At 37.1% G+C, this 24,913-nt stretch carries 16 protein-coding genes and 2 tRNA genes; 6 read left to right on the forward strand and 12 right to left on the reverse strand.

The features are described from left to right. Positions 1-98 precede the first annotated feature (98 nt). From OZP13_RS12890 to mutS, 3 genes are all read right to left on the reverse strand, one after another. Positions 99-184 (reverse strand) — tRNA-Leu (locus tag OZP13_RS12890). A 79-nt stretch (positions 185-263) separates the two neighbouring features. Beyond that, positions 264-336: transfer RNA gene (locus OZP13_RS12895), tRNA-Gly, on the reverse strand. A gap of 145 nt (positions 337-481) precedes the next feature. Beyond that, complete coding sequence (gene mutS, locus OZP13_RS12900; RefSeq protein WP_281297390.1) at positions 482-3,088, reverse strand: DNA mismatch repair protein MutS; 2,607 nt, start codon at positions 3,086-3,088, stop codon at positions 482-484. A gap of 153 nt (positions 3,089-3,241) precedes the next feature. On the opposite strand from mutS, the gene OZP13_RS12905 reads away from it, so the two are divergent. The 3 genes from OZP13_RS12905 to OZP13_RS12915 all read left to right on the forward strand — a co-directional run bounded on the left by OZP13_RS12905 (position 3,242) and on the right by OZP13_RS12915 (position 9,231). Beyond that, the gene (locus OZP13_RS12905; protein WP_281297391.1) at positions 3,242-3,703 is read left to right on the forward strand and encodes a DUF1573 domain-containing protein; all 462 of its coding nucleotides are present in this window, start codon (positions 3,242-3,244) and stop codon (positions 3,701-3,703) included. A gap of 76 nt (positions 3,704-3,779) precedes the next feature. Next, complete coding sequence (locus OZP13_RS12910; RefSeq protein WP_281297392.1) at positions 3,780-4,316, forward strand: RNA methyltransferase; 537 nt, start codon at positions 3,780-3,782, stop codon at positions 4,314-4,316. A gap of 79 nt (positions 4,317-4,395) precedes the next feature. Then, on the forward strand, positions 4,396-9,231 hold the full coding sequence (locus tag OZP13_RS12915; protein ID WP_281297393.1) for a T9SS type B sorting domain-containing protein: 4,836 nt from the start codon (positions 4,396-4,398) through the stop codon (positions 9,229-9,231). Between the two features lie 5 nt (positions 9,232-9,236). On the opposite strand, the gene folK is transcribed toward OZP13_RS12915, so the two are convergent. Continuing rightward, positions 9,237-10,370 (reverse strand): 2-amino-4-hydroxy-6-hydroxymethyldihydropteridine diphosphokinase, encoded by a 1,134-nt coding sequence (gene folK, locus OZP13_RS12920; protein WP_269240529.1) that lies wholly within the window; start codon positions 10,368-10,370, stop codon positions 9,237-9,239. A gap of 137 nt (positions 10,371-10,507) precedes the next feature. Here folK and sppA point away from each other — a divergent pair, with 137 nt between their 5' ends. Both sppA and OZP13_RS12930 read left to right on the forward strand, forming a co-directional pair. Then, positions 10,508-12,268, forward strand: coding sequence for a signal peptide peptidase SppA (gene sppA, locus OZP13_RS12925; RefSeq protein ID WP_281297394.1), 1,761 nt, complete (start codon positions 10,508-10,510; stop codon positions 12,266-12,268). A 186-nt stretch (positions 12,269-12,454) separates the two neighbouring features. Next, on the forward strand, positions 12,455-15,085 hold the full coding sequence (locus tag OZP13_RS12930; protein ID WP_281297395.1) for an AsmA-like C-terminal region-containing protein: 2,631 nt from the start codon (positions 12,455-12,457) through the stop codon (positions 15,083-15,085). A gap of 90 nt (positions 15,086-15,175) precedes the next feature. Here the strand turns inward: OZP13_RS12930 and OZP13_RS12935 are convergent, their stop codons facing one another. After that, entirely contained in the window at positions 15,176-15,970 is a 795-nt protein-coding gene (locus OZP13_RS12935) for a DUF2797 domain-containing protein (RefSeq protein ID WP_269240530.1), read from the reverse strand. Positions 15,971-16,194: 224 nt separating this feature from the next. On the opposite strand from OZP13_RS12935, the gene OZP13_RS12940 reads away from it, so the two are divergent. Next, positions 16,195-17,721, forward strand: coding sequence for a GH3 auxin-responsive promoter family protein (locus OZP13_RS12940; RefSeq protein WP_281297396.1), 1,527 nt, complete (start codon positions 16,195-16,197; stop codon positions 17,719-17,721). A gap of 74 nt (positions 17,722-17,795) precedes the next feature. Here OZP13_RS12940 and serB read toward each other — a convergent pair whose 3' ends face one another. From serB to OZP13_RS12975, 7 genes are all read right to left on the reverse strand, one after another. Beyond that, positions 17,796-19,031 (reverse strand): phosphoserine phosphatase SerB, encoded by a 1,236-nt coding sequence (serB, locus tag OZP13_RS12945; protein WP_269240531.1) that lies wholly within the window; start codon positions 19,029-19,031, stop codon positions 17,796-17,798. A 148-nt stretch (positions 19,032-19,179) separates the two neighbouring features. Beyond that, positions 19,180-20,412 carry an ATP-dependent Clp protease ATP-binding subunit ClpX gene (gene clpX / locus OZP13_RS12950; protein WP_281297397.1) on the reverse strand — a complete coding sequence of 411 codons (1,233 nt, stop codon included), beginning with the start codon at positions 20,410-20,412 and terminating at the stop codon, positions 19,180-19,182. 94 nt (positions 20,413-20,506) lie between these two features. After that, the gene (gene clpP, locus OZP13_RS12955) at positions 20,507-21,178 is read right to left on the reverse strand and encodes an ATP-dependent Clp endopeptidase proteolytic subunit ClpP (protein WP_269240532.1); all 672 of its coding nucleotides are present in this window, start codon (positions 21,176-21,178) and stop codon (positions 20,507-20,509) included. 179 nt (positions 21,179-21,357) lie between these two features. Then, the gene (locus OZP13_RS12960; protein WP_281297398.1) at positions 21,358-22,683 is read right to left on the reverse strand and encodes a trigger factor; all 1,326 of its coding nucleotides are present in this window, start codon (positions 22,681-22,683) and stop codon (positions 21,358-21,360) included. A 123-nt stretch (positions 22,684-22,806) separates the two neighbouring features. Beyond that, a complete protein-coding gene (locus OZP13_RS12965; RefSeq protein WP_269240534.1) occupies positions 22,807-23,148 on the reverse strand; it encodes a phage holin family protein in 342 nt (113 codons plus the stop codon). A 46-nt stretch (positions 23,149-23,194) separates the two neighbouring features. Further along, the gene (locus OZP13_RS12970; RefSeq protein WP_281297399.1) at positions 23,195-24,088 is read right to left on the reverse strand and encodes an IS1595 family transposase; all 894 of its coding nucleotides are present in this window, start codon (positions 24,086-24,088) and stop codon (positions 23,195-23,197) included. A 57-nt stretch (positions 24,089-24,145) separates the two neighbouring features. Beyond that, positions 24,146-24,907: an alpha/beta fold hydrolase gene (locus OZP13_RS12975; protein ID WP_281297400.1), complete on the reverse strand. Its 762-nt coding sequence runs from the start codon at positions 24,905-24,907 to the stop codon at positions 24,146-24,148. Positions 24,908-24,913 lie beyond the last annotated feature (6 nt).

A 24,913-nucleotide genomic window follows, 5' to 3' on the forward strand; every position in this document is an offset into this window, starting at 1 on the left:
ATTGATCCCATGATTTTCAAAAGAAGAAAACCATAAAACAAACAAAAAAAAAAAAAAAACCGCAAAGAATTAAAAATTAATTCTTTACGGCTTCCTAGTACTCAGAGCGGGACTTGAACCCGCACGAACATTGCTGTTCACTGGATTTTAAGTCCAGCGTGTCTACCAATTTCACCATCCGAGCATTTTGCTTTTCGATGTTATATCTAATTTAAAAAAAAAATTAATTAAATACAGCACCATCCGAGCATTGCATGGTTTTGAGCGAAAAACGGGGCTCGAACCCGCGACCTCGACCTTGGCAAGGTCGCGCTCTACCAACTGAGCTATTTTCGCATTTCATTCTAAAAAGAACCGCAACACTTGTTCTGTATTGCGGATGCAAATTTAATACATTAATTCAATTACACAAGCCTTTTTTGCAAAAAATACACAGACAAAACATAACCTTCTGATAACCCTAACTTTAAATATAAAGAAACTATTTTTTGGTCAACATTCTTTTGATTTCGTTGAGTTTCATCAAAGCTTCCATTGGGGTAATCGTGTTGATGTCGAGACTCAAAATCTCGTCTTTGATTTCTTCCAACAAAGGGTCGTCAAGATTGAAGAAACTCATCTGCATTTCGTCCTTCGCCGATTTGATTCCGCTTAACGCTTCGCTGGAATGGTCTTTCTCTAATTTTTTCAACAGCTTTTGCGCTTTCAGAATAACGATTTGCGGCATTCCCGCCATTTTTGCCACGTGAATTCCAAAACTGTGGGCACTTCCTCCTTTTACCAGCTTTCGAATAAAAAGCACCGTATCTTTTAATTCTTTGACCGAAACATTATAATTCTGGATTCTAGGCAAGGATTCACTCATTTCATTCAACTCGTGATAGTGCGTGGCGAAAAGTGTTTTAGGTTGAGACGGATGTTCGTGAAGAAACTCGGCAATTGCCCAGGCGATGGAAATCCCGTCATACGTACTGGTTCCTCTTCCAATTTCGTCCAACAACACCAAACTTCGATCTGAAATATTGTTCAAGATGGAAGCCGTTTCGTTCATTTCGACCATAAAAGTAGATTCTCCCATCGAAATATTATCAGAAGCTCCTACCCTAGTGAATATTTTATCAATAATCCCCATTCTTACGCTATCTGCCGGAACAAAACTTCCCATTTGAGCCAAGAGCACAATTAAAGCCGTTTGACGCAAAATAGCTGATTTTCCGGACATATTCGGTCCGGTAATCATAATGAGTTGTTGCGTTTCTCTATCCAAGAAAACATCGTTGGCAATATAAGGTACACCTACCGGCAATTGTTTTTCGATAACCGGATGCCTTCCGTTTTTGATTTCCAGTTCGAATGTTTCGTCGAGTTCCGGACAAACGTATTTATTTTCTATGGCCAATTGCGTGAAAGAACACAAACAATCCAGTTGCGCTACCAAATTGGCATTCATTTGAACGGGTTTGATGTAAGTTGCAATCCAATTGACCAATTGCTCGAACAATTCAACTTCTATTTTATGGATTTTTTCTTCGGCACCCAGGATTTTGGTTTCGTATTCTTTTAGTTCCTCGGTGATATAACGCTCGGCACTGACCAAAGTTTGTTTCCGAATCCACTCGGTTGGCACTTTGTCTTTATGCGTGTTTCGAACTTCGATATAATACCCAAAAACATTATTGAAGGAAATTTTCAAAGAGGAAATTCCTGTTCTTTCTGATTCTCGTTTTTCAATTCCTTCCAAGAATTCTTTTCCAGAAGTGGATATAGCACGCAATTCGTCTAATTCTGCATTGATTCCCTTGGCAATGGCATTCCCTTTGGCAACAGCCACGGGCGCATCTTGATTCAATACCGTTTTAATTTTTTCGCGCAATAAATCGCAACTGTGCAGGCTGTCGCCAATAACTTTAACGGCTTCTTGCGGACTTTCCAACGCCAAGTTTTTTATTGGAATAATAGCATCCAAGGATTCTTTTAGATAAACCACTTCGCGTGGCGATACTTTTCCGGCTGCTATTTTCGAAATCAAACGCTCCAAATCGGAAATTTGCTTGATTTGCTTTTGAATGTTTTTTAACACTTCTTGATTCTCTTTCAAATAAGAAACCACTTGATGACGGCTTTGTATTTTACTGGCATCTTTTAAAGGTAAAGCCAACCAACGTTTGAGCAAACGACCACCCATTGGCGAAAGCGTTTTATCAATCACATCAAGAAGCGTAACTGCATTGGGGTTGTAGCTGTGGTACAATTCGAGGTTGCGAATCGTAAATCGATCCATCCAAACGTAAGCATCTTCGGCAATGCGCTGAATCGCCGTGATATGTTGTACCTTATTGTGTTGCGTTTCGGATAGATAATATAAAATCGCTCCCGAAGCAATGATTCCTTCTTTCAGTTCTTCTATTCCAAATCCTTTGAGAGAAATGGTTTGAAAATGTTTAGTCAGGATTTCAAAGGCATAATCTTCTTTATAAATCCAATCTTCCAAATAAAAACTATGAAAATCATCCCCGAAAGTTTCCCTAAAATCATTTTTATTGTTTTTGGGAACCAAAACTTCACTTGGATTGAAATTCTGCAACAATTTGTCTATATACTCGGCATTCCCTTGGGCTGTTAAAAACTCGCCTGTGGAAACATCTAAAAACGAAATGCCAATGGATTTATTGGCAAAATAAATAGCCGCCAAAAAATTATTGGTCTTCGATTGCAACACCTCATCGTTCATTGAAACACCTGGAGTCACTAATTCCGTAACACCACGTTTCACGATGGTTTTGGTCATTTTTGGATCTTCGAGTTGGTCACAAATTGCCACACGAAGTCCCGCTTTTACCAGTTTTGGCAAATAGGTATTAATGGAATGATGCGGAAAACCAGCCAATGCCGTTTCAGTCTCGGAACCTGCGCCACGTTTGGTCAATGTTATCCCCAAAATTTTGGAAGCGCGAACGGCATCTTCGCCAAATGTTTCATAAAAATCTCCCACTCTAAACAACAAACAAGCATCAGGATATTTCCTTTTGATTTCGTTGTATTGCTTCATTAAAGGCGTTTCCTTGACTACTTTTTCTTTTGACGACAAAATTTATTTGATTTAATTTAACAGAAAGCGAATTTATATATTTTATGGCGAATAAATAAGCACTATGAAATTTTAAAATATTTTTAAGCAAAATTTAAGATGGAATTTCGTTTTTTTATATAAATTTGTCTCTCAATAAAAAAATCAATTACGATGAAAAAATTAATCACACTATCGATAGCACTTTTGGCATTTTCTTTTTCTAATGCTCAAGAAACCACAAAAAAAACCACAAAAAAAACAACAAAAACAGCTACATCCGCCTTACCTAAAGTAGAAGGAGCTGGAATGGTTTTTGTATCCGAGACTATTGATTATGGCACAGTTGCTGCAAATTCAGACGGAAAACGCGAATTTGTTTTTACCAACAATGGCAACAAACCGTTAATCATAACTAACGCCTCTGGTTCTTGTGGATGTACGGTTCCAACTTATTCAAAAGAGCCAATTGCTCCGGGCGCAAAAGGGGTTATTGGAGTGAAATATGACACTTCAAGAGCTGGACAACCGTTTACAAAAACAGTAACAATCACCTCAAATGCAGCAGGAAGCCCTTCAAAAGTACTTACTATAAAAGGTACTGTATTAGCAGCTGCTCCAGCAACAAAAAGCTAAATTTAAAATTATACAATAAACAAAAGCTTCCTTAATTTTGGAGGCTTTTTTTATTTAAACACACATCCAAAAACTTATGAGAAAGTTAGAAAACAGCGAACTCGACCGAAAATCCATTGAGGATTTCAAACAATCCGAAAAAACTCCAATTATCATTGTTCTGGATGACATTCGCAGTTTGCACAATATCGGTTCAGTGTTTAGAACAGCCGATGCTTTTTTGGTTGAAAAAATAGTTTTGTGCGGTATCACGGCCACACCTCCCAACAAGGAAATTCACAAAACAGCTCTGGGCGCAACAGAAACTGTAGCTTGGGAACACGCAAAAGACGTTCTCGAAGTTATCAAAGATTTAAAACAACAGAATATTACTGTTCTTGCCATCGAGCAAGTGGAAAGTGCTACTTTTTTGCAAGATTTTACAATTGCAAAAGATGAAAAATACGCCTTGGTTTTCGGAAATGAAGTTTATGGCGTTTCGCAAGATGCTGTTGCATTGTGTGATGGCTGTATCGAAATTCCGCAATTGGGAACCAAACATTCGTTAAATATTTCGGTAAGTACTGGAATCGTGGTTTGGGATTTGTTCAAAAAAATGAAATGGAATTTGTAATTTTTTTTTCATAAAAAAATCATTATTATGGGTTTATTTCATATCTTGACTCACTTTTTTTCCACAAATGAATTCAACTATGAAAAGACTTTTATTACTGTTTATACTATTAACTAGTTTTTTCGGACGAGCCCAATATACTGCAATTCCTGACGTGAATTTTGAGAAGGCGTTGATTGATTTAGGAATAGATAGTGGAGCTATTGATGGCAAAGTTCTTATAGCAAATGTGAGTGGAATTACTAGTTTGGATGTTTCAAAGAAGGCCATTACTGATTTAACAGGCATACAGGATTTTACATCATTAAAAAAATTAGATTGTGCTGAAAATCAATTAACCAATCTAGATGTTACTAAAAATACGGCTTTGATTGATTTAAATTGTGATCAAAATCAATTAACCAGTCTGGATGTTACTAAAAACACGGCTTTGATTTATTTAGGTTTTAACTATAACCATATAATTAGTTTAGACCTTACTAAAAATACGGCTTTAACTCATTTACATTTTAATACAAATCAATTAAGTAGTTTGGATGTTACAAAAAATACGGCTTTAACACATTTAGAGTGTAGCAATAATCAAATAACAAGTTTGGATGTCACCAAAAACACAGCTTTAACTTTTTTAAGCTGTTTTAATATTAAAATAAGCAGTTTAGATGTTTCTAAAAATCTGGATTTGAATTATTTATGGTGTCACTATGATAAGATAAGTAATTTAGACATTACAAATAACACGGCTTTAACTAATTTAAGTTGTTTCTCGACTCAAATAAGCAGTTTGGATCTTACTAAAAACTCAGCTTTGACTTCTTTAGACTGTAGCTCTAATCAAATTAGTAATTTGGACTTGACAAAAAATACAGCTTTGAATTATTTAAAGTGTGACTCTAATCAAATAAGTAGTTTGGATCTTGCTACACATAATTCTTTGACTTATTTATATTGTTATGACAATAAAATAAGTAGTTTAGATGTTACTACAAATACGGCTTTGACTTATTTAAGTTGTAATAACAATTTACTAACATCACTTAACTTAAAAAACGGTAATAATAGTATTATTAAAAGTTTTAATTCAAAATCCAATCCTAACCTACAATGCATACAAGTTGACAACAAGGTATATTCCGACGCTAATTGGACATCCAAAAAAGACGCCACGGCCAGTTTTTCTGAAAATTGCAGCAAAACAACAGCAAACGTAGCTCCTATAATTACCGCCTCGGGCAATCAAATTTATTGTCCACAAACCAATCAAAAAATTGTAACTGCCTTTGATATTATCGATCCAGACGATACAAGTTCAGAAGCCATTTACGTTCAAATTTCTTCCGGTTATGTAAACGGACAAGATGTATTGACACTTGCCAATCCAGCTTTGCATCCAACTATCAAAACCGTTTGGGATGCAACTGCAGGAAAACTTACATTATCAAGTCCCACAACCGGAACAGCTGTTTCCTATGTAGATTTAATAGCTGCCATTAAGGACATTGAATTTAGCAATATATCAGTTTCTCCATCAGGAATTAGAGATTTTTCCATTAGTTTAGGAACAGGACAACTTAGTTATTTGCCGAGAAACGGTCATTATTATGAATATGTTCCTGCATTAGGCATCAATTGGACAGCCGCAAAAGATGCAGCAGCCTCAAGAACTTATTATGGCCTACAAGGTTATTTAGCTACATTAACAGCTGCTGACGAAGCACAATTAGCCGGAGCACAAGCACCAGGAACTGGATGGATTGGTGGCAGTGACGCTGAAACTGAAGGAACGTGGAAATGGGTGACAGGACCAGAAACAGGAACTACTTTTTGGATTGGAAAAAACAACGGAACTACCACAGCTCCACTTTACTATGCCAATTGGAACTCTCCTAACGAACCCAACAACACTACAAATACCACCAAGCCAAACGGTGAAGATTATGCTCATATAACAGCACCAACTGTTGGAAATCCAGGAACTTGGAATGATCTTTCAGAAACAGGAGATCCTATTAACGTTTACAATTATTACCCTAAGGGATATATAGTAGAATATGGCGGAATGTCTGGAGACCCAACACTTCAATTTTCAGCAAGTACGACAATGAAAATGGCACAATTAACGGTTACTGCTCCAAATCCTGTTTGTGCTTCCCAAACTAGCACACTTCAGGCAAGCTCTACAACTACTAGTACGATCAATTGGTATGATGACCCAACTGGAGGAAATTTACTATTCACTGGAACTAATTTTACCACTCCACCATTGAACAGCACAACAACATATTATATCGATTACGGCTGTATAACCAGAACTCCAGTTACCGTAACTGTAGAATCTTTACCAATTGCAAATCCTGTAACAGTTACCAGGCAATGTGACGATAACCAAGACGGCCTTTTTACTTTTAATACCGCTTCTCTTGAAACCACTTTATTGAATGGGCAAACGAATGTTAAAGTTACTTATTTAGACGCTGCGAACAATCCCCTGAAAGACGCCAATGGAACGCTGATAACTAGTCCTTTTCCAGCTACTTTTATGACATCATCACAAACAATTCAAGCTGTTCTTACAAATAATTCTGCATTAAAATGTTCGAGCAAAACAACCATTGATTTTATCGTTGACGACTTACCCGAAGCTTTTTCAGTTCCAACAGCCTCAACAACCGCTTGTGATGACGAGCCAATTCCAGCAAGTCAAGATGGGAAATTCCCATTCAACACCTCTACTATCGAATCAATAATTTTAAATGGACAAACGGGTATGAAAGTTTCCTATTTTGACAAAAACGGAAATCCATTATCTAGTCCGCTACCCAATCCCTTTTTGACCGATACTCAAAACATTACTGCTAAAGTTGAAAACATTCTAAACCCAAACTGTTTTGCTACCACAACCCTAAATTTTGTTGTCAATCCATTGCCAATTGTCAAAGATGTTATCATTGTTCAATGCGACACCGACCTTGTCGTAGATGGGAAGACGTTTTTTAACTTAACGGTAAACAATACTGAAATTTCAGCAAACTCTGCCAATGAAACCTTTACTTATTATACTTCGCCAAACGGAGCAAACAATACTGTTGCTGCTGATTTGATACTGAATGAATTGGCTTTTGAAAACACAACTCCAACTTTAATGGATGTTTGGTCGAGAATCACAAACAAAGCAACAGGATGCCATAGCGTGGCCAAAATAACATTGAAAGTTCCCGCAACCAATATTAATCCAAACTACAAAATTCCTTTTCCTCCTGTTTGCGATGATTTTTTAGATACAAATGGAAATAATAACGCCAACAACAACAAACGTGATGGAATTACCACTTTTGATTTGTCTTCTACAAAGGCAATCATATTAGCCCAATTACCAACAAATCAAGTTTACAACATCAATTACTACAGAAATGAATCGGATGCTTTGGCGGAAACCAACGTCATTACCGATATTTCAAAGTATAGAAACATTGGCTGCCCCAATTCACAAGATATCTGGATACGAATCGATAGCGATTTGGATAATGCTTGTTACGGTTTAGGCCCTTATTTGACTTTAAATGTCGAAGCTTTGCCTTTTGCGAATGCAGCTACAATTCCGAGACAATGTGATGATAATACTGACGGGATATTTACATTCAATACTACGAATTTAGAATCGGATGTATTGAATGGACAATTGAACAAAACCGTTACTTATTTCGACCAAACCAATACTCCTCTGAAAGATGCCAACGGAGTTTTAATTACAAGTCCATTTCCACCCGCTTTCACTTCCACTTCGCAAACCATTAAAGCCGTTGTGACCAATAATACGCCGCAAAACTGTTATGACGAAACACTAATTACATTTATTGTAGATGATACACCAGAAGCATTTTCCGTTCCATCTACCCTTACAACAACTTGTGACGACGAAGCAAATCCAATTAATCAAGATGGAAAATTTGCTTTTGACACCTCATCATTCGAAACTACTATTCTAGGTGGACAAACGGGAATGATTGTCCAATATTTCGACCCGAATAATGTGCTTTTACCAAGTCCACTACCCAATCCATTCCTGACAAATACACAAAATATAACTGTTAAAGTTCAAAACCCATTAAACACCATCTGCTCTGCATCGACAACATTACATTTTGTGGTCAACCCTGTTCCTAATATCGATTTGAATTTGGATGGCAGCGATGATAATTTAGTATGTCAAAACGATCCAGCTTTTTATATTCAACTCAATGCAGGTATTCAAGATGGAACACCAACAAGCAATTACACATATATTTGGTCTAAAGATGGCTTAGTGATTCCCGACGAAACAGCTTATACATTAGATGTAAATACCGAAGGATTATTTACCGTAGAAGTAGCAAATAGTTTAGGCTGTAGCAGGATTAGAACTATAAAAGTTACCGCTTCCGATGTTGCAAAAATTGATTCAATCGACATACAAGACATGGCCGACACTAACACTATTACCGTAAATGTTTCTACTTCCAGTTTAGGCGATTACGAATTTAGTTTAGACGACCGTTTTGGACCTTTTCAAGACTCCAATTTCTTTGACAATGTATCGGCAGGAATTCACGAAGTCTTTGTCAATGACAAAAATGGATGTGGCCCAATTACCCAAGCTACAATCGCAGTTGTGGGCGCACCAAAATTCTTTACACCAAACGGTGATGGCTATAATGATTATTGGAGTATAAAAGGAGTGAATGCGACTTTTAATTCAAAATCCATAATCTACATTTTTAACCGATACGGAAAACTCCTAAAACAATGGGTTCCATCTTTAAATCAAGGTTGGGATGGCACTTTCAATGGAGTCCCTTTGCCTGCGGATGATTATTGGTTCACCCTAAAACTGGAAGACGGGAGAGAAGCAAAAGGTCATTTTTCGCTTAAACGGTAATTTTTTTAAGTAATTTTCCGTTGGATTTCCTCCAAAATATAAAGGTAATCTTCCTGGTTTTTCACGAAATCCCTGTCTGAAACGTCAACAATCAAAATATTCAAATTCGTTTGCGATTTGATGTAATCCAAATAACCACTGTTGATTTTATCCAGATATTCGGCAGGAATATTTTGCTCGTAACTTCGCCCTCTTTTCTTGATGTTTTCCAGCAATCGCTCCGTGTTTTGATATAAATAAACATACAAATCCGGCTTGGGCATTTCCCTGTAAACTATGTCAAACATAGTTTTATACAACCTAAACTCATCTTCTTGAAGCGTGACTTTGGCAAAAATCAGCGATTTAAAAATATGATAATCGGCCACGATAAAATCCTTGAACAAGTCGAATTGGGCTAAATCGTCTGAAAGTTGTTTGTATCTGTCGGCAAGAAACGACATTTCTAAAGGAAAAGCATACCGGTTTTGGTCTTCATAAAATTTGGGCAAAAATGGATTGTCGGCAAAGCGTTCCAATACTGTTTTGGCATTAAAATCTTCGGCAATTTTTGTGGTCAAAGTAGTTTTTCCCGCTCCAATATTCCCTTCGAAAGCAATATAATTAAACTGTTCCAAAGGAATGCTTCCCAATGGATCTTCTAATTTCTGCACCATTGTACAACCACTTTTGTCTGGCGAAATTTCTACTAATTCGGCGATTTTTTTATGAAAAACGGGATGAATCCAGTTTAAATCCAAGTCCAGCATTGGTAACAAAACAAACTTTCTGTTTTGCATCAAAGGATGCGGAATTTGAAGTTCTTCGGTCTCAATTATTTCTTCGTCGAAAGTAATTAAATCAATATCAATTATTCGGGATTGATAGCTTAAGGTTTCGCCACGAACACGACCCAATTGCCTTTCAATACCCAAAACCTGATTCAATATTTTTTCTGCCGAAGCAAAAGTATGAATGAGCAAGGCACAATTATAAAAAGCATCGCTGTCAAAACCCCAAGACGGTGTTTCGTATAACTTTGAAACCCTGATTATTGTTCCAATTTCCTGATGTATCAATTGCAGGCAAAGTTCGATATTCCGAAGACGATCGCCTTGATTGCTGCCTAAAGATAAAACGACCTGATGTTGTGATTTCATATTAAGCACAAATTAACTAAAACAATTTTAGAATAGAACTATATTTGCGCAGGTGTTGATAACTAAATTTATCCTTTTTTTAAACTTAAATTTGTAACACATCGACCCTTTTTGCTACTTATAAAAAAAATATGATTATGAAATTTTTAGGAAATGTTTTGGCAACCATAGTAGGCCTATTTGTTTTTTCAATGCTGTTCTTTTTCGGAATAATTCTAATTGCAACCGTTTTTGGCGGTGAGCCAGAGGTTGTTGAAGTCAAAAGCAATTCGGTTATCGAATTGGATTTGAGGCATATTGAAAACGACTATGCCGGAAAATACAAAGACCCGTGGATGTCCATTTTGTCCGACGGTGAAAAAGTGGGACTTTCGGATGTTATCAATGCCATCGAAAGCGCCAAAACAGACACTGACATCAAGGGAATTTCAATTTTGAACAATGAATCCGAATTGGGAATGGCGCAAAGAAAATCCCTTCGAGACGCATTGCAAGACTTCAAGAAATCAGGAAAATTCATTATGGCTTATGCCAATTCCTTTTCCCAAAAAGAATATTACTTGAACTCCGTAGCCAACACCATTTACCTGAATCCGGAAGGGGATATGGATTTCAAGGGACTATCGGCCGAAATCATGTTTTTCAAAGATCTTCAAGATAAATCAGGCATTCAAATGGAAGTCATCCGCCACGGAAAATACAAAAGTGCCGTGGAACCTTTCTTGGACAATAAAATGAGTGATGCCAACAGGGAACAAACTTTGGCATTATTGAATTCCGTTTGGAATTCCGTTACGGCAGACATTTCGAAAAGCAGAAACATTTCTGTAGCAAAATTAAACGAAATTGCCAATGGACTTCTGGCTCGAACTCCCCAAATGGCGAAAGCAGAAAAACTGATTGATGTCGTGGCTTATGAAGACATTTATCATGATGCCATCAGAAAAGCGTTGAAAGTTGACAAAGAGGAAGACTACAACAAAGTAAATCTTATGGATTATACCCGAAAAACAGTAACAACTTCAATAGACATTGAAACCAAGGACAAAATTGCCATTATTTATGCTCAAGGAACCATTATGAGTGGAGAAGGCGACGTCAACACCATTGGCGAAGGTTCGATGCGTCGTTCGTTGATTGAAGCTCGAAAAGACAAAAATGTAAAAGCAATTGTACTTCGAATTAATAGCCCAGGTGGAAATGCTTTGACATCGGATTTAATCTGGAGAGAAATAGAATTGACAAAAAAAGTGAAGCCAATTGTAGTTTCGATGGGGAATTATGCCGCTTCGGGCGGTTATTATATTGCCTGTAATGCCAATACCATTTTTGCCGAGAACAACACCATTACGGGTTCCATAGGAGTTTTTGGAGTATTGCCTAATTTCACGCAATTGACAACAAAAATTGGCATTCACACCGAACAAGTAAAAACCAATGAAAATGCCGCTGAATATAGTCCTTTTTTACCGATGGACGAAAAATTTAAAAGTGTAACTCAAGAAAGTGTCGAACGTATCTACAAAACATTTGTTTCACACGTAGCCACAGGACGAAAAATGACTTTTGCGCAAGTAGATTCAATAGGTCAAGGAAGAGTTTGGTCAGGAGAACAAGCACTGAAAGTAGGGCTTGTGGATAAAATTGGAGGTTTGGATGATGCCTTGAAAGAAGCAGCAAAACTTGCCAAAATAAAGGACTACAGCACTCAAAACTTCCCGGAATTCGAAAAAGACATCAATGATATTTTTGAACATTTGCCATTCGCAAAATCGAAAGAATCATTCATCAAAGAAGAATTAGGCGAGGAAACCTATCGAATGATGGAACAGATAAAAAGAATGCAATCTCAAAAAGGAGTTCAAGCAATGATGCCGTTCGAGATTAAAATCAATTAGAAGACAATAATAGTTTACTGAAAATCCGTTTGAGCAAGTGTTTAAACGGATTTTCGGCATTATAAAGTTAAAGTATTGCTTAAAAAAAACATTCCAAAAAACACTAGATTATAAAAACACTATTTTTGAAAAAAAATTTCGAGGCACTATTTTTGCCCAGCTCATAGAATCTAAAGAAATTAAATTATGACAAAGAAAATCCTAATAACAGTCGGAATTGTAATCACCCTAATTATTGGAACATTATTCGCGGCTCCTTACCTATTTAAAGATCAAATAAAAGCCAAAATAGCTCAAGCCATTAACGAGAAAGTGGATGCCAAAGTATCTTTTGCAGACGCTGATTTGAGTTTGTTCAAAAATTTTCCCAATGCGAATGTGACTATCGAAAAATTAGTCATCATCAACAAGGCGCCTTTTGAAGGCGACACCTTGGTTTCCTTGGGCGAATTGAATTTGCAACTATCCATCAAGGAACTTTTCAAAGGAGAAAAAGAAACGATGAATATTGACGGAATTTCATCCAAAAACGGATTGATTAACATCATTTTCAACAAAGACGGATTGGCCAATTACGATATTGCCTTGAAAGATGACAAACCTGCAGCCGATGGAAAAAGCAAGCCTTTATCGCTGAAAATCCAAGAATATAAAATCGAAAATTTCCAATTCAGATATTCTGACGAAAAATCGAAAATAAAAATGGTTATTGACAGTTTAAACCACGAAGGAACCGGAGATTTTGCCGCCCAAAAACTGGATTTAGACACCAAATCGACCGCCAAAATTGTGCTTTCGATGGATAAAGTCAATTACATGAAAAATGTTTCCATTAGTTTGGATGCCGTTTTGGGAATCGATCTAAAAAACAGCAAATACACTTTCAAGCAAAACAAGGCTTTAATCAATCAATTGCCATTAGAATTTGACGGTTTTATCCAAATGGTTGATGGCGGACAGGAATATGATTTGAAATTCAAGACGCCAACTTCTTCCTTCAAAAACTTCTTGGGACTTATTCCCGCAGCCTATTCTTCGAGTTTGGACAATGTAAAAACGACTGGGGATTTTACAGTCGTGGGCTTTGCCAAAGGATTGTATTCCGACAAAACCGTTCCGAAATTCAATATTAAAATTGCATCCAACAACGCTTCGTTCCAATATCCAAATCTTCCAAAATCAGTTCGAAACATTGTAATCGACACCAAAATCATCAATGAAACAGGGATTTTGAACGACACTTATGTTAATCTCGACAAATTGTCTTTCGCCATAGACCAAGACGTTTTCAATGCCAAAGCCAACATTAGAAACATTACCGAAAATGCCTTGGTAGATGCCGCCTTGAAAGGAACCATTAATTTGGGAAACTTGTCGAAAGCTTATCCGATAAAATTAAGTAAACCTTTATCCGGAATCCTAAAAGCCGACGTAACCACAAAATTTGACATGCAATCCGTTGAAAAAAGTCAATACCAGAACATCAACAATGCAGGAACAATGAGCTTGTCGGGCTTTAAATATGCGGACGAAAACGGAAAGACAATGACCGTAAGCAATGCATTGGTACAGTTCAATCCAAGTCAAGTCCATTTGAAACAATTCAACGCAACAACCGGAAAAAGCGACTTGAGCGTGACGGGAGTTTTGGAAAACTTCTATGGTTTTATGTTCAAAAACCAAGAATTGAAAGGAAACTTTAACATGACTTCCAATCAATTGGCCGTGAGTGATTTTATGACGACTGAAGAAAAAACCAAAACCAATCCAAGCGACAGCGAACAGCCGAAGCAAGCTAAGAAAGCCGAAGCCATGAAGATTCCCGCTTTCTTGAATTGCACGCTTACCGCAAAAGCAAACACGGTTTTATATGACAATTTAACCTTGAAAGATGTTTCGGGAAAACTAATTGTCAAGGATGAAAAAGTCACTTTGCAAAACGTGAAATCTTCCATTTTTGGAGGAACAATTGGCGTAAACGGTGCCGTTTCCACCAAAGGAAAAGTACCGGTTTTCAATATGGATTTGAATTTGAACCAGGTGGATATTGCACAATCGTTTACCCAACTCGACATGTTGAAAAAAATTGCGCCAATCGCCGGAATCGTCAATGGAAAAATCAATTCGACTATGAAATTCAACGGAAATCTTGACGCAATGGAATTGACTCCCGACTTGAATTCGCTTACCGGGGATTTGTTGGGACAATTACTTTCCACTACCGTAAGTGCCCAAAATTCGACTTTGTTAAACGCATTGGGTTCAAATTTAAAGTTCATCGATATGAGCAAAATCAATCTGAATGATTTGAAAGCTGCCGTGACTTTCAAGGACGGAAAAGTGAACGTAAAACCATTTGACATCAAATACAAAGACATCAAGGCGACAATTGGCGGAAGCCACGGTTTTGATCAAAGCATGAATTACAATCTGAAATTTGATGTTCCCGCCAAATATCTTGGAACGGAAGCGAATGCTTTAATAGCAAAATTATCTCCAGCCGATGCCGCAAAATTGGAGAATATCCCGATAAATGCCTTGATGACGGGAAGTTTTACCAGCCCGAAAATTTCGACCGATATGAAAGGCGCCGTTACCAATTTGACCAATCAATTGGTGAAACAGCAAAAAGAAAAAGCAATAAAACAAGGCACTTCGGCATTGACGGATTATCTTAACAAAAACACCAAAAAGTCAAGTGACACTACTAAAACTGCCGCTCCAACAACTAAAGAAGACGTAAAAACAAAAGCAACTGAATTGTTGAATGGCTTGTTTAACAAAAAGAAAAAAACGGAAGAACCTAAAACGCCTTAATATCATTGCTAGGAACGAAGCAATCACACTAAGTTGCTCAACTTATGTGGCTCTTGTTAGTGTGATTGCTTCGTTCCTCGCAATGACGTTTTATATTTCTATTCGAACCACATACCCTTCCGAGCTGCGGACATTGAAAACAGTGCCGTCTTCAAAAATCAAATATTGTCCTTTTATTCCGGTCAATTTCCCTTGAAAATTGGGCGTTTTATCCAAACTCAAACTGTTTATTTTTTTGGGATATTCCAAAACGGGGAAATGCATTTCGTATAAATCATTTTTCTCCGAGTAGAAATATTCCTGAACTTCGGCGGGAATCAGGTTTTCTACCTTCAATCTTTCGGCGATTAAATCTACTTGCACGACATCATTTTGAAGCATTTTACGCCAATTGGTTTTATCGGCAAAATGATTTTTCAAGGCCACTTCGGTAATTCCTGCCAGATAGCGATTTGGCACTTCCACAATGGAAATCGCTTGTGTTGCACCTTGATCAATCCATCTTGTAGGCATTTGGGTTTTTCTGGTCACTCCTACTTTTACCTCGCTCGACAAAGCCAAATAAACGATATGGGGTTGCAATTGCACTTTTTCTTCATAGACCAAATCTCTGTCTTGAATACCAAGATGAGCTGTACTTAATTCGGGCTTCATAATCCAATCACCAACAGCCGGACTGGAATAAAAACAGTCGTAACAAAATCCTTGACGGAAAATTTTCTTCTTTTTACCGCAATTCAAGCATTGGTAACCCTGAAATGAAATTTCAATATTCTTGTTAAGTAATTGATTCACATTTAAAAAACTATTCTCAAAAACCAGATAATATTGAATGGGGTTCACAAATTCGGTTTGCATTTTGGTAAGCGTTCCTTCGTAGGTCATTTTTTATTTACGATATTAGATATACGATTTACGGTATATTATATTAGATATACGATATTTTATATTAGATTTAAAAGTAAGAAAGTTAAAAAAAAATACTATTTTTGATAACGTTGTAAAGTTAGTATTTGCAATTCAATATTCAATTCAAATATACAAAATCTGGTATCGAGTATAGAATATCAAAAACATCGTATATCTAATATCGTAAATCGCATATAAAAATGCCTATAACTGTAATCAATTCGTTTGCGTCTTGGGTTCTCAAACAACGAATTCATCAAATAGAACTTTTCTTGAAGTATCCGAACGAAGTTCAGGAAGAATTACTGATGAATTTGATTCGAGCTTCAGAAAACACAATTATTGGCAAGCAATACGACTACGAATCCATCCATTCCTACGCTACTTTCTCAGAAAGAATTCCCGTTTCGACCTACGAAGAATTGCAACCTTTGATAGAACGCACGAGAAAAGGCGAACAAAATGTCCTGTGGGAAACGCCCATAAAATGGTTTGCCAAATCCAGCGGAACGACCAATGCCAAAAGTAAATTTATCCCAGTAAGTCCAGAAGCATTGGAAGATTGCCATTACAAAGCGGGCAAGGATTTACTGTGCATGTATTTGAACAACAACGAAAATTCCGAAATGTTTTTGGGCAAAAGCCTTCGCCTTGGAGGAAGTGCACAAATTTATGAAGACAACAATACTTTGTTTGGTGATTTGTCGGCCATCTTGATTGAAAACATGCCGCTTTGGGCTGATTTTAGCAGCACTCCAAACAAGGGAATTTCGCTGATGAGTGACTGGGAAACCAAACTTCCTGCGATAATCAATGAAGTCAAAAACGAAAACGTAACCAGCTTTGCAGGAGTTCCTTCATGGATGCTGGTTTTAATGAATAAATTACTTACAGAAACAGGAAAAGGAAATTTGCTTGAATTATGGCCCAATCTCGAAGTGTATTTTCATGGCGGCGTGAATTTCGAGCCTTACAGGGACCAATACCAAAAAATATTGCCGAAAAAAGATTTCAAATATTACGAAATATACAATGCCTCCGAAGGATTTTTTGCCATCCAGGATTTGAATTATTCCAGCGATTTACTGTTGATGCTGGATTACGGCATTTTCTACGAATTCATTCCAATGGATACTTTTGGAACACCCAACCAAAAAACCATCCGATTATCAGATGTGGAACTTTTTAAAAATTATGCCATAATCATCACGACAAATTCTGGTTTGTGGCGATACATGATTGGTGACACGGTTCGTTTTACTTCCTTGAATCCGTATCGAATTCGGGTAACCGGAAGAACGAAGCACCACATCAATGTTTTTGGCGAAGAATTGATGGTCGAAAATACCGATCAAGCCATTGCCAAAGCGTGCCAGATTACCGGAACCGAAATGGTGGATTATACCGTTGCGCCCATTTTTATGAAAGACAAGGAAAAAGGCGCCCACGAATGGATTATCGAATTCAAGAAAAACCCGACGGATATTACCCTTTTCCAAAAAGTGTTGGACGAAACTTTGCAATCCTTGAATTCGGATTACGAAGCCAAGCGCTACAACAATATGACCCTAAATCCTTTAATCATCAACATTGCACGACCCCATTTATTTTACGATTGGCTAAAAGACAAACATAAATTAGGCGGTCAGCACAAAATTCCGAGATTGTCCAACGAAAGAGATTATTTGGAACAATTGAAAAGTATGCAGGTGATTGTGCATCAATGAAACAGAATCGATATCATAAAAAAGCCTTAACTCCAACAAGAATTAAGGCTTTTTCAATTATAGCTTACAAGATTTTACTCCTGCATCATGTCAATATGTCGGTCGTGATAGCCCAACAAGTATAAAATACCGTCTAGACCTAGACTTGAAATGGAAGTAGCCGCATTTTCTTTTACTTTTGGTTTGGCGTGAAAAGCAATCCCCAAGCCTGCCAAGTTCAACATAGGCAAATCATTGGCACCATCACCCACGGCAATGGTTTGGTTGATGTGTATCCCTTCTTTTTCGGCGATTGCTTTCAGGTATTCGGCTTTCTTTTGACCATCCACGATTTCGCCCAAATATTTACCAGTTAGTTTACCGTCTTTAATTTCCAATTGGTTGGCATAAACGTAATCGATTCCTAATTCTTTTTGCAAATAATCACCAAAATAGGTAAATCCTCCAGACAAAATAGCGGTCTTATAGCCGTAATATTTCAAGGCTTTCATCAAACGATGTGCTCCTTTGGTTATTGGTAAATTTACGGCAACATTATGCAAAACGTCTTCGCTCAAACCTTCCAACAAAGCCATGCGTTTCTTGAAGCTTTCGCTAAAATCAATTTCGCCTTGCATCGCTGATTCCGTGATGGCTCTAACTTGTTCACCAACGCCTGCCAACTCGGCTAATTCATCGATTACTTCGGTTTGAATCAAGGTCGAATCCATGTCAAAACACACTAAACGACGGTTTCTTCTGTAAATATTATCTTCTTGAAAAGAAATATCGACATCAAACTCTCTTGAAATTTCCATAAAACTGGCGGTCATCAGGCTCTTGTCTTTAATTTCACCTGTTACGGATAATTGCACGCAAGAACGAGGATATTCTTCTTTCTCCACCACCGAAGTTCTACCGGTTAATCTTATAATGGAATCGATATTCAGTTTTTGATCCGACATTATTTTGGTCACGGCCGCCAATTGTACTGCCGTCAAGGTTTCTCCCAAAACATTGATAATATAACGTTGCTTGCGCTGTCCTTTTACCCAAATTTCATAATCAGGAATGGTAATTGGAATAAACTTGACATTGATGCCCAACTCATATGCTTTGAACAATAAATCTTTCAAAACCGCTGCCGAACTAGAGCCTGCTTTTATTTCAAATAAAATCCCTAATGACAATGTATCGTGAATATCGGCTTGACCAATATCTAAAATAATCGCATCATAAGTGGCCAATATGGATGTCAACCCAGCGGTTACCCCCAATTTATCCTGACCAGAAACTTTTAACAAAATAATCTCTTTATCTACTGTTGCCATTTTTAATATATTAATTTGCGATGGGCAAAAATCGACAATCTATTGTAGATAAAAAAGGATATCCCATATTTTTTCACAAACAGGAATAAATAGAAAACCCGACAGGTTTTTTAAAACTTGTCGGGTTTGAAATTCTACAAACCAAAAATTAAGAAGCGATTTCCAATCGTTTCAATAAATTCCTGTTCAAGGTTTCTTTGGCGTAATCCACGTCGATTTCTAATGTTTTATCATCAGAACTTGGTAATTCATACATAGCATCGGTCAAGATGGCTTCACATAAAGAACGTAATCCACGAGCTCCGAGTTTGTATTCCAAAGCTTTGTCCACAATAAAATCCAAGGCTTCGTCCGTGATGCTGAATTCCACTTCATCCATCAAAAACAACTTTTGGTATTGTTTGATTAAGGCATTTTTAGGCTGTGTCAAAATCGCTCTCAAAGTTTCCCTGTCCAATGGGTCCATGTGAGTCAACACCGGCAAACGACCAATAATTTCGGGAATCAATCCAAAATCTTTGATGTCTTTTGGAATAATGTATTGCAATAAATTGTCTTTGTCGATATTGTCCGCATTTTTAGACGTCGAATATCCAACAGCTTGACGATTCAATCGTTTGGAAATGATTCGTTCCACCCCGTCGAAGGCACCACCGGCAATAAACAAAATATTCTGGGTGTTTACCTCAACAAATTTCTGGTCTGGATGTTTTCTTCCTCCTTTTGGCGGAACATTTACAACCGTTCCTTCCAATAATTTCAACAACGCTTGTTGCACTCCTTCTCCTGAAACATCACGGGTGATGGATGGATTGTCGCTTTTTCGGGCAATTTTGTCAATTTCGTCAATGAAAACAATTCCTCTTTCGGCTTTGGTCACGTCATAATCGGCGGCTTGCAAAAGACGCGTCAAAATACTTTCGACATCTTCTCCCACATAACCCGCTTCGGTCAATACCGTCGCATCGACAATTGCCAATGGAACGTCGAGCATTTTGGCAATGGTTTTGGCCACCAAAGTTTTCCCGGTTCCGGTTTGACCGACCATAATGATGTTGCTTTTTTCAATCTCTACTTCATCGTTCAACTCATGTTGCATCAAACGTTTGTAGTGATTGTAAACCGCAACGGCCATTACTTTTTTAGTCTGGTCTTGACCAATAACATATTGATCCAAGAAAGCCCTGATTTCTTTGGGTTTTCTCAACACCAAGTCGGTTGGCAAATTTACCTTTCCGCTTGATTTTAATTCTTCTAATACAATTCCGTGGGCTTGTTCGATACATTTATCACAAATATGCGCATCGATTCCGGCAATCAATAAATTGGTTTCCGGTTTTTTTCTTCCACAGAATGAACATTCTAATTTTGGTTTTGCCATCTTTTTGAGTTGGAAGATGGAAGTTGGAAGATGGAAGTTAGGAGTTGGGGACTTTCCCCGCTTCCAGCTTCCAGCTTCCAACTTCCATCTTTATTTATCTTCTTAACACTTCATCAATCATTCCGTATTCTTTGGCTTCATCGGCAATCATCCAATAATCGCGCTCGCTGTCGTTATGCACTTTTTCAAAAGTTTGTCCCGAATGATGCGAAATGATTTTGTACAATTCATCTTTTAATTTCAACATTTCACGCAAGTTGATTTCCATATCTGTTGCAACACCTTGTGCTCCGCCTGATGGTTGGTGAATCATTACTCTTGAATGTGGCAATGCCGAACGTTTTCCTGCTGCTCCAGCACACAAAAGAACGGCTCCCATAGAAGCGGCCATTCCGGTACAAATCGTTGCAACGTCTGGTTTGATGTATTGCATCGTATCATAAATTCCCAATCCTGCATAAACACTTCCTCCTGGAGAATTCAAATAAATTTGAATGTCTTTTGAGGCATCGGCACTTTCAAGAAACAACAATTGTGCTTGAACGATGTTGGCGATTTGATCATCGATTCCTGTTCCCAAGAAAATAATTCGGTCCATCATTAATCTAGAAAAAACATCCAATTGGGAAATATTCAACTGACGTTCCTCAATAATATAAGGCGTCATATTGGTTGGATTCATTGCTGCCACGATTTTGTCGTAGTACATTGCGTTTACACCTTGGTGTTTTGTAGCAAACTTTTTAAATTCTTTACCGTAGTTCATATCTATTTGTTCTAAGTTTTTACGTAATATACTTGTCTGTTTCATTTCATCAAAGGTCATACCTCTTTACAAATGATGCCAATATGTCTTAATTCAAAGTTTTACAAGAACTTCAAAAAAAAGAGCGTCAAAAAAAGATATTTTTTGACGCTCAAATATACTTATTTTTTTTCTAAAACTTATTCCCCGTAAGACGCAGCAATAAATTCTTCGTAAGTCACTTCTTTAGTTGTTGGATTTGCTTTTTCTTTGAACAATTCCAATAATTTTTCGGCAACCACTTGGTCTGAAAGTCTTTTTACTTCTTCTTGGTTAGACAAAACTCTAGCCACAATTCCTTGAACTTCTTCGTCAGTAGGATTTGTTTGCCCGAATTGTGCCATTTGCTGACGGATATTTTTTGACGTAAATGATTTCAAATCTTCGAAAGTGATTTGGATATTGCTTTGCGCCAATGCTTTTCCTTCGATTAATTGAAAACGCAAACCTTTTTCAGAACGCGCATATTCTACTTCGGCTTCTTCTGGAGATAATTTTTTCTCGCCAACGGTTTGCAACCATTTTTTAAGGAATTCAGCTGGCAAATCGAATTTTGTATTTTCGATTAAGAACTCAGTTACATCACCCAATAATTTTTGGTCTGCTTGTTGGGCAAATTGAGATTCGGCATCTTCCTTGATTTTTGCCTTCAAATCTTCCAATGAAGCTACATTTCCAGGTCCGAAAAGTTTGTCGAACAATTCTTGATTCAATTCAGCCAATTCGGCTACGTTGATTGCTTCGATTGTGAAATCAACATCAATAGCTAAACCGTGAACATTATCGTGACCTACTTTCAAATAATCCATCAATTGGTGATCGTCTTCGAATAAACCGCTTGTGTTTACAGTAACTACATCACCTACTTTTTTACCAATGAATTTATCGGCAGTCGCTTTATCTTTGAAAATTGACAAAGCAATAGTCGTTGTATTGTTGATTCCTTCAGCTTCGTTAGTGAAAGTTCCAGTAATATCAGAATCAGCCGTTACAGCATCTTGAGGAACTGGAGTACCAAATTGTTTTTGGATACGAGCCACTTGACCGTCAATTAATTTATCGTCGGCTGTTACGACATATTTTATGATTTCGTTTTTGGCATCTAAATCAATTTCGAAAGTTGGAACCAAACCAATTTCATATTCAAAAACCAATTCTTCGTCATCCCAGTTGAAGTTCTCGTTTACTTTAGCCAAAGGAGTTCCCAAAAGGTTCAATCTTTCTGATGCTAGGTAACGCTCCAATGCCAAATCAACCACTTTTTTAACTTCTTCTTGTTTGATGGCTTTTCCGTATTGTTTTTCAACAAGGTCTTTTGGCACAGCCCCTTTTCTAAAACCTTTTACGGTTGCCAAGGGCATTTTTTCGTTTATTCTTTTTGCTACTTGACCTTTGTAATCCATATGAACAACTGTCATTACAATTGTTTCGTTTACTGCGTCTAATGCTACTCTTTTAATATCCATCTTCTTCGTTAATTTACATAATAAAATTGGGTTGCAAAATTATAAAAATTTTGCAACCCAAACAAGTTTTTAATCTATTGAATTTTAGTTCATTATTTGCACTTCAATTCAGATGCTTTTTTATTAGTCTTTGCCCACAATTGCAAACAAAATAGACTGGGAAAGAGACAATACAACGCTAAAAAGCAATGCCGTCCAAAAAGTATCTACACTAAATCCGCCGACAATATTGGTACACAACAAAATAATTATGGCATTGATAACCAGCAAAAACAACCCTAAAGTAACAATGGTAAACGGCAGAGTCAACAATACAAATATTGGTTTTATAAATATATTGAGCAATCCCAAAACAACCGCAACAAGCAATGCCGTAACAAAACCTGCAACGTGAACACCCTTCATAAAATGAGCTATAAGCAACACCAAAACTGAAGTAAGGAGAATTCTGGTAAGTAATTTCATATTTGTTTTTTATTTCAAAAGTATAAAAAATTATTGAGGTCGGCATTTAAGCGCATATTATTTTTTCGTGAGTAATATTATCCGCTTTTACCATCCTCTTGATTAAATTATTGAATATCGTGTCTTTACTTTGAGAACGGTTAATCCTGTAACAAAACTCATCAAAGTATCGATTAATATTCTTTTCACTTACCCACGAATAGGTTGTTCTTATCCAAGATTTGACCTGATGGATCATTACGTGTAATGCTTTGAATTTAGAACCTTTGTCGCTTAATATTTGCGTTAAATCATAATCTTTTGCAATTGGATTGTAACCTTTCCATTTGTCGGTAGTAACTTTTGCGGTTATGTCTATATGTTTTACAAACATTTTTTTTAATGATTTTGCAGAATAGTCAGGGATTTGAAAAGTATAAAAACGTTTAACTTTCCCATCATCGGTAAGTTCTACAGCACATACCGCTTTTTTCTTATTGCTATCATAACTCCTGCCAGGCTTGCCTTCTTCATAACTGCCCACTACATATTCATCAACATTAACAACGCCCTTCATTGGAAAATCTTCACTCGATTTCATGGCTTCACGAACTTTTTGCATAAACATTCTAGCGGTTCTTTCATGAACTCCAAAGCGAACAGCTGTTTGAGAGGCAGAAAGACTTTTTGTACTGGTTGACATTTCAAAACAGATGAAAAATGCTTTTCTTAATCCGAATTTTACTTTATGGAACAATGTATTAGCCATAGCAGATTCGGTGTCGCTACATATATTGCAAGTTCGAGCATAATCTTTACGAATTTGACTCTTACTATGCTTGCATTTTCTGCAAATATAGCCCTCTGACCATTTGATATTTGAGAGGTATTCTCTACAATCTTGATCACTTTTGAATCGTTCAGCAAACTCTATGAGGTTTTGACCTTTGAAAATTTCCATTTTACACTGTTTTTATTGACCTTAAAGATATGAAATTAAATGCCGACCTCAAAAAAATTATTTTAAAAACGAACTCGTTATTTCATGAAAGAGTTTCGGGTTTTCGGCGTGAAGCCAATGACCTGCATTTGGAATGGTTTCTATTCTGTAATCCGGGAAATGTTTTTTTATTGTCTCAAAATCTTCGTCGAGAATATAATTCGAATTTCCGCCGCGGATGAAAAGTGTTGGTTTGTTAAAAACAGCATTTTCGGGAAGCGGTTTCCCAATTTCGTCCATATTGACATTGAAAACAGCCAAGTTGAATCGAAATGCCAATTGTCCCGGCTCTTGCCAATACAAACTTTTCAGCAGGAATTGACGAGTTCCAAAATCAGGAATGTATTTGGACAAAATTTCTTCCACCTCGTTTCGGCTTGGTTTCAATGAAAAATCAACGGCATTCAAAGCTTCAAAAATAATTTGATGATGCTGTGGGTAAAATTTTGGACCAATGTCAGCAACTATCAATTTTTCAACCATTTCTGGATGTTTTGTTGCAAAAAGCATCGCCGTTTTTCCACCCATCGAATGACCAATGATGCTGACTTTTTCTAAATTATTGGCTTGACAATAATCGAAAACATCACGAGCCATTATTTCATAATTGAATTCTTCAGAATGGAAGCTTTTGCCGTGATTGCGCAAATCAAGTAAATGCACCTGAAATCCATCGGCAGCAAATTGCGTTCCAATTGTTTTCCAGTTGTCGGACATTCCTAGAAATCCGTGGATAATTAGCAGTGGTTTGCCTTCGCCTTCTATTTTTGAATAAATCATATCACT

The sequence above is a fragment of the Flavobacterium limnophilum genome, from assembly GCF_027111315.2.
In the GTDB taxonomy this organism is placed as follows: Bacteria; Bacteroidota; Bacteroidia; order Flavobacteriales; family Flavobacteriaceae; genus Flavobacterium; species Flavobacterium limnophilum.

Bases quoted from the DNA above. Each gene is read 5' to 3' on its own strand.
- OZP13_RS12905 (WP_281297391.1), top strand. From the start codon at position 3,242: ATGAAAAAATTAATCACACTATCGATAGCACTTTTGGCATTTTCTTTT.
- OZP13_RS12935 (WP_269240530.1), bottom strand. From the start codon at position 15,970: ATGACCTACGAAGGAACGCTTACCAAAATGCAAACCGAATTTGTGAAC.
- OZP13_RS12915 (WP_281297393.1), top strand. From the start codon at position 4,396: ATGAAAAGACTTTTATTACTGTTTATACTATTAACTAGTTTTTTCGGA.
- OZP13_RS12940 (WP_281297396.1), top strand. From the start codon at position 16,195: ATGCCTATAACTGTAATCAATTCGTTTGCGTCTTGGGTTCTCAAACAA.
- OZP13_RS12930 (WP_281297395.1), top strand. From the start codon at position 12,455: ATGACAAAGAAAATCCTAATAACAGTCGGAATTGTAATCACCCTAATT.
- OZP13_RS12965 (WP_269240534.1), bottom strand. From the start codon at position 23,148: ATGAAATTACTTACCAGAATTCTCCTTACTTCAGTTTTGGTGTTGCTT.
- clpP (WP_269240532.1), bottom strand. From the start codon at position 21,178: ATGAACTACGGTAAAGAATTTAAAAAGTTTGCTACAAAACACCAAGGT.
- folK (WP_269240529.1), bottom strand. From the start codon at position 10,370: ATGAAATCACAACATCAGGTCGTTTTATCTTTAGGCAGCAATCAAGGC.
- OZP13_RS12910 (WP_281297392.1), top strand. From the start codon at position 3,780: ATGAGAAAGTTAGAAAACAGCGAACTCGACCGAAAATCCATTGAGGAT.
- OZP13_RS12970 (WP_281297399.1), bottom strand. From the start codon at position 24,088: ATGGAAATTTTCAAAGGTCAAAACCTCATAGAGTTTGCTGAACGATTC.
- clpX (WP_281297397.1), bottom strand. From the start codon at position 20,412: ATGGCAAAACCAAAATTAGAATGTTCATTCTGTGGAAGAAAAAAACCG.
- OZP13_RS12960 (WP_281297398.1), bottom strand. From the start codon at position 22,683: ATGGATATTAAAAGAGTAGCATTAGACGCAGTAAACGAAACAATTGTA.
- serB (WP_269240531.1), bottom strand. From the start codon at position 19,031: ATGGCAACAGTAGATAAAGAGATTATTTTGTTAAAAGTTTCTGGTCAG.
- OZP13_RS12975 (WP_281297400.1), bottom strand. From the start codon at position 24,907: ATGATTTATTCAAAAATAGAAGGCGAAGGCAAACCACTGCTAATTATC.
- sppA (WP_281297394.1), top strand. From the start codon at position 10,508: ATGAAATTTTTAGGAAATGTTTTGGCAACCATAGTAGGCCTATTTGTT.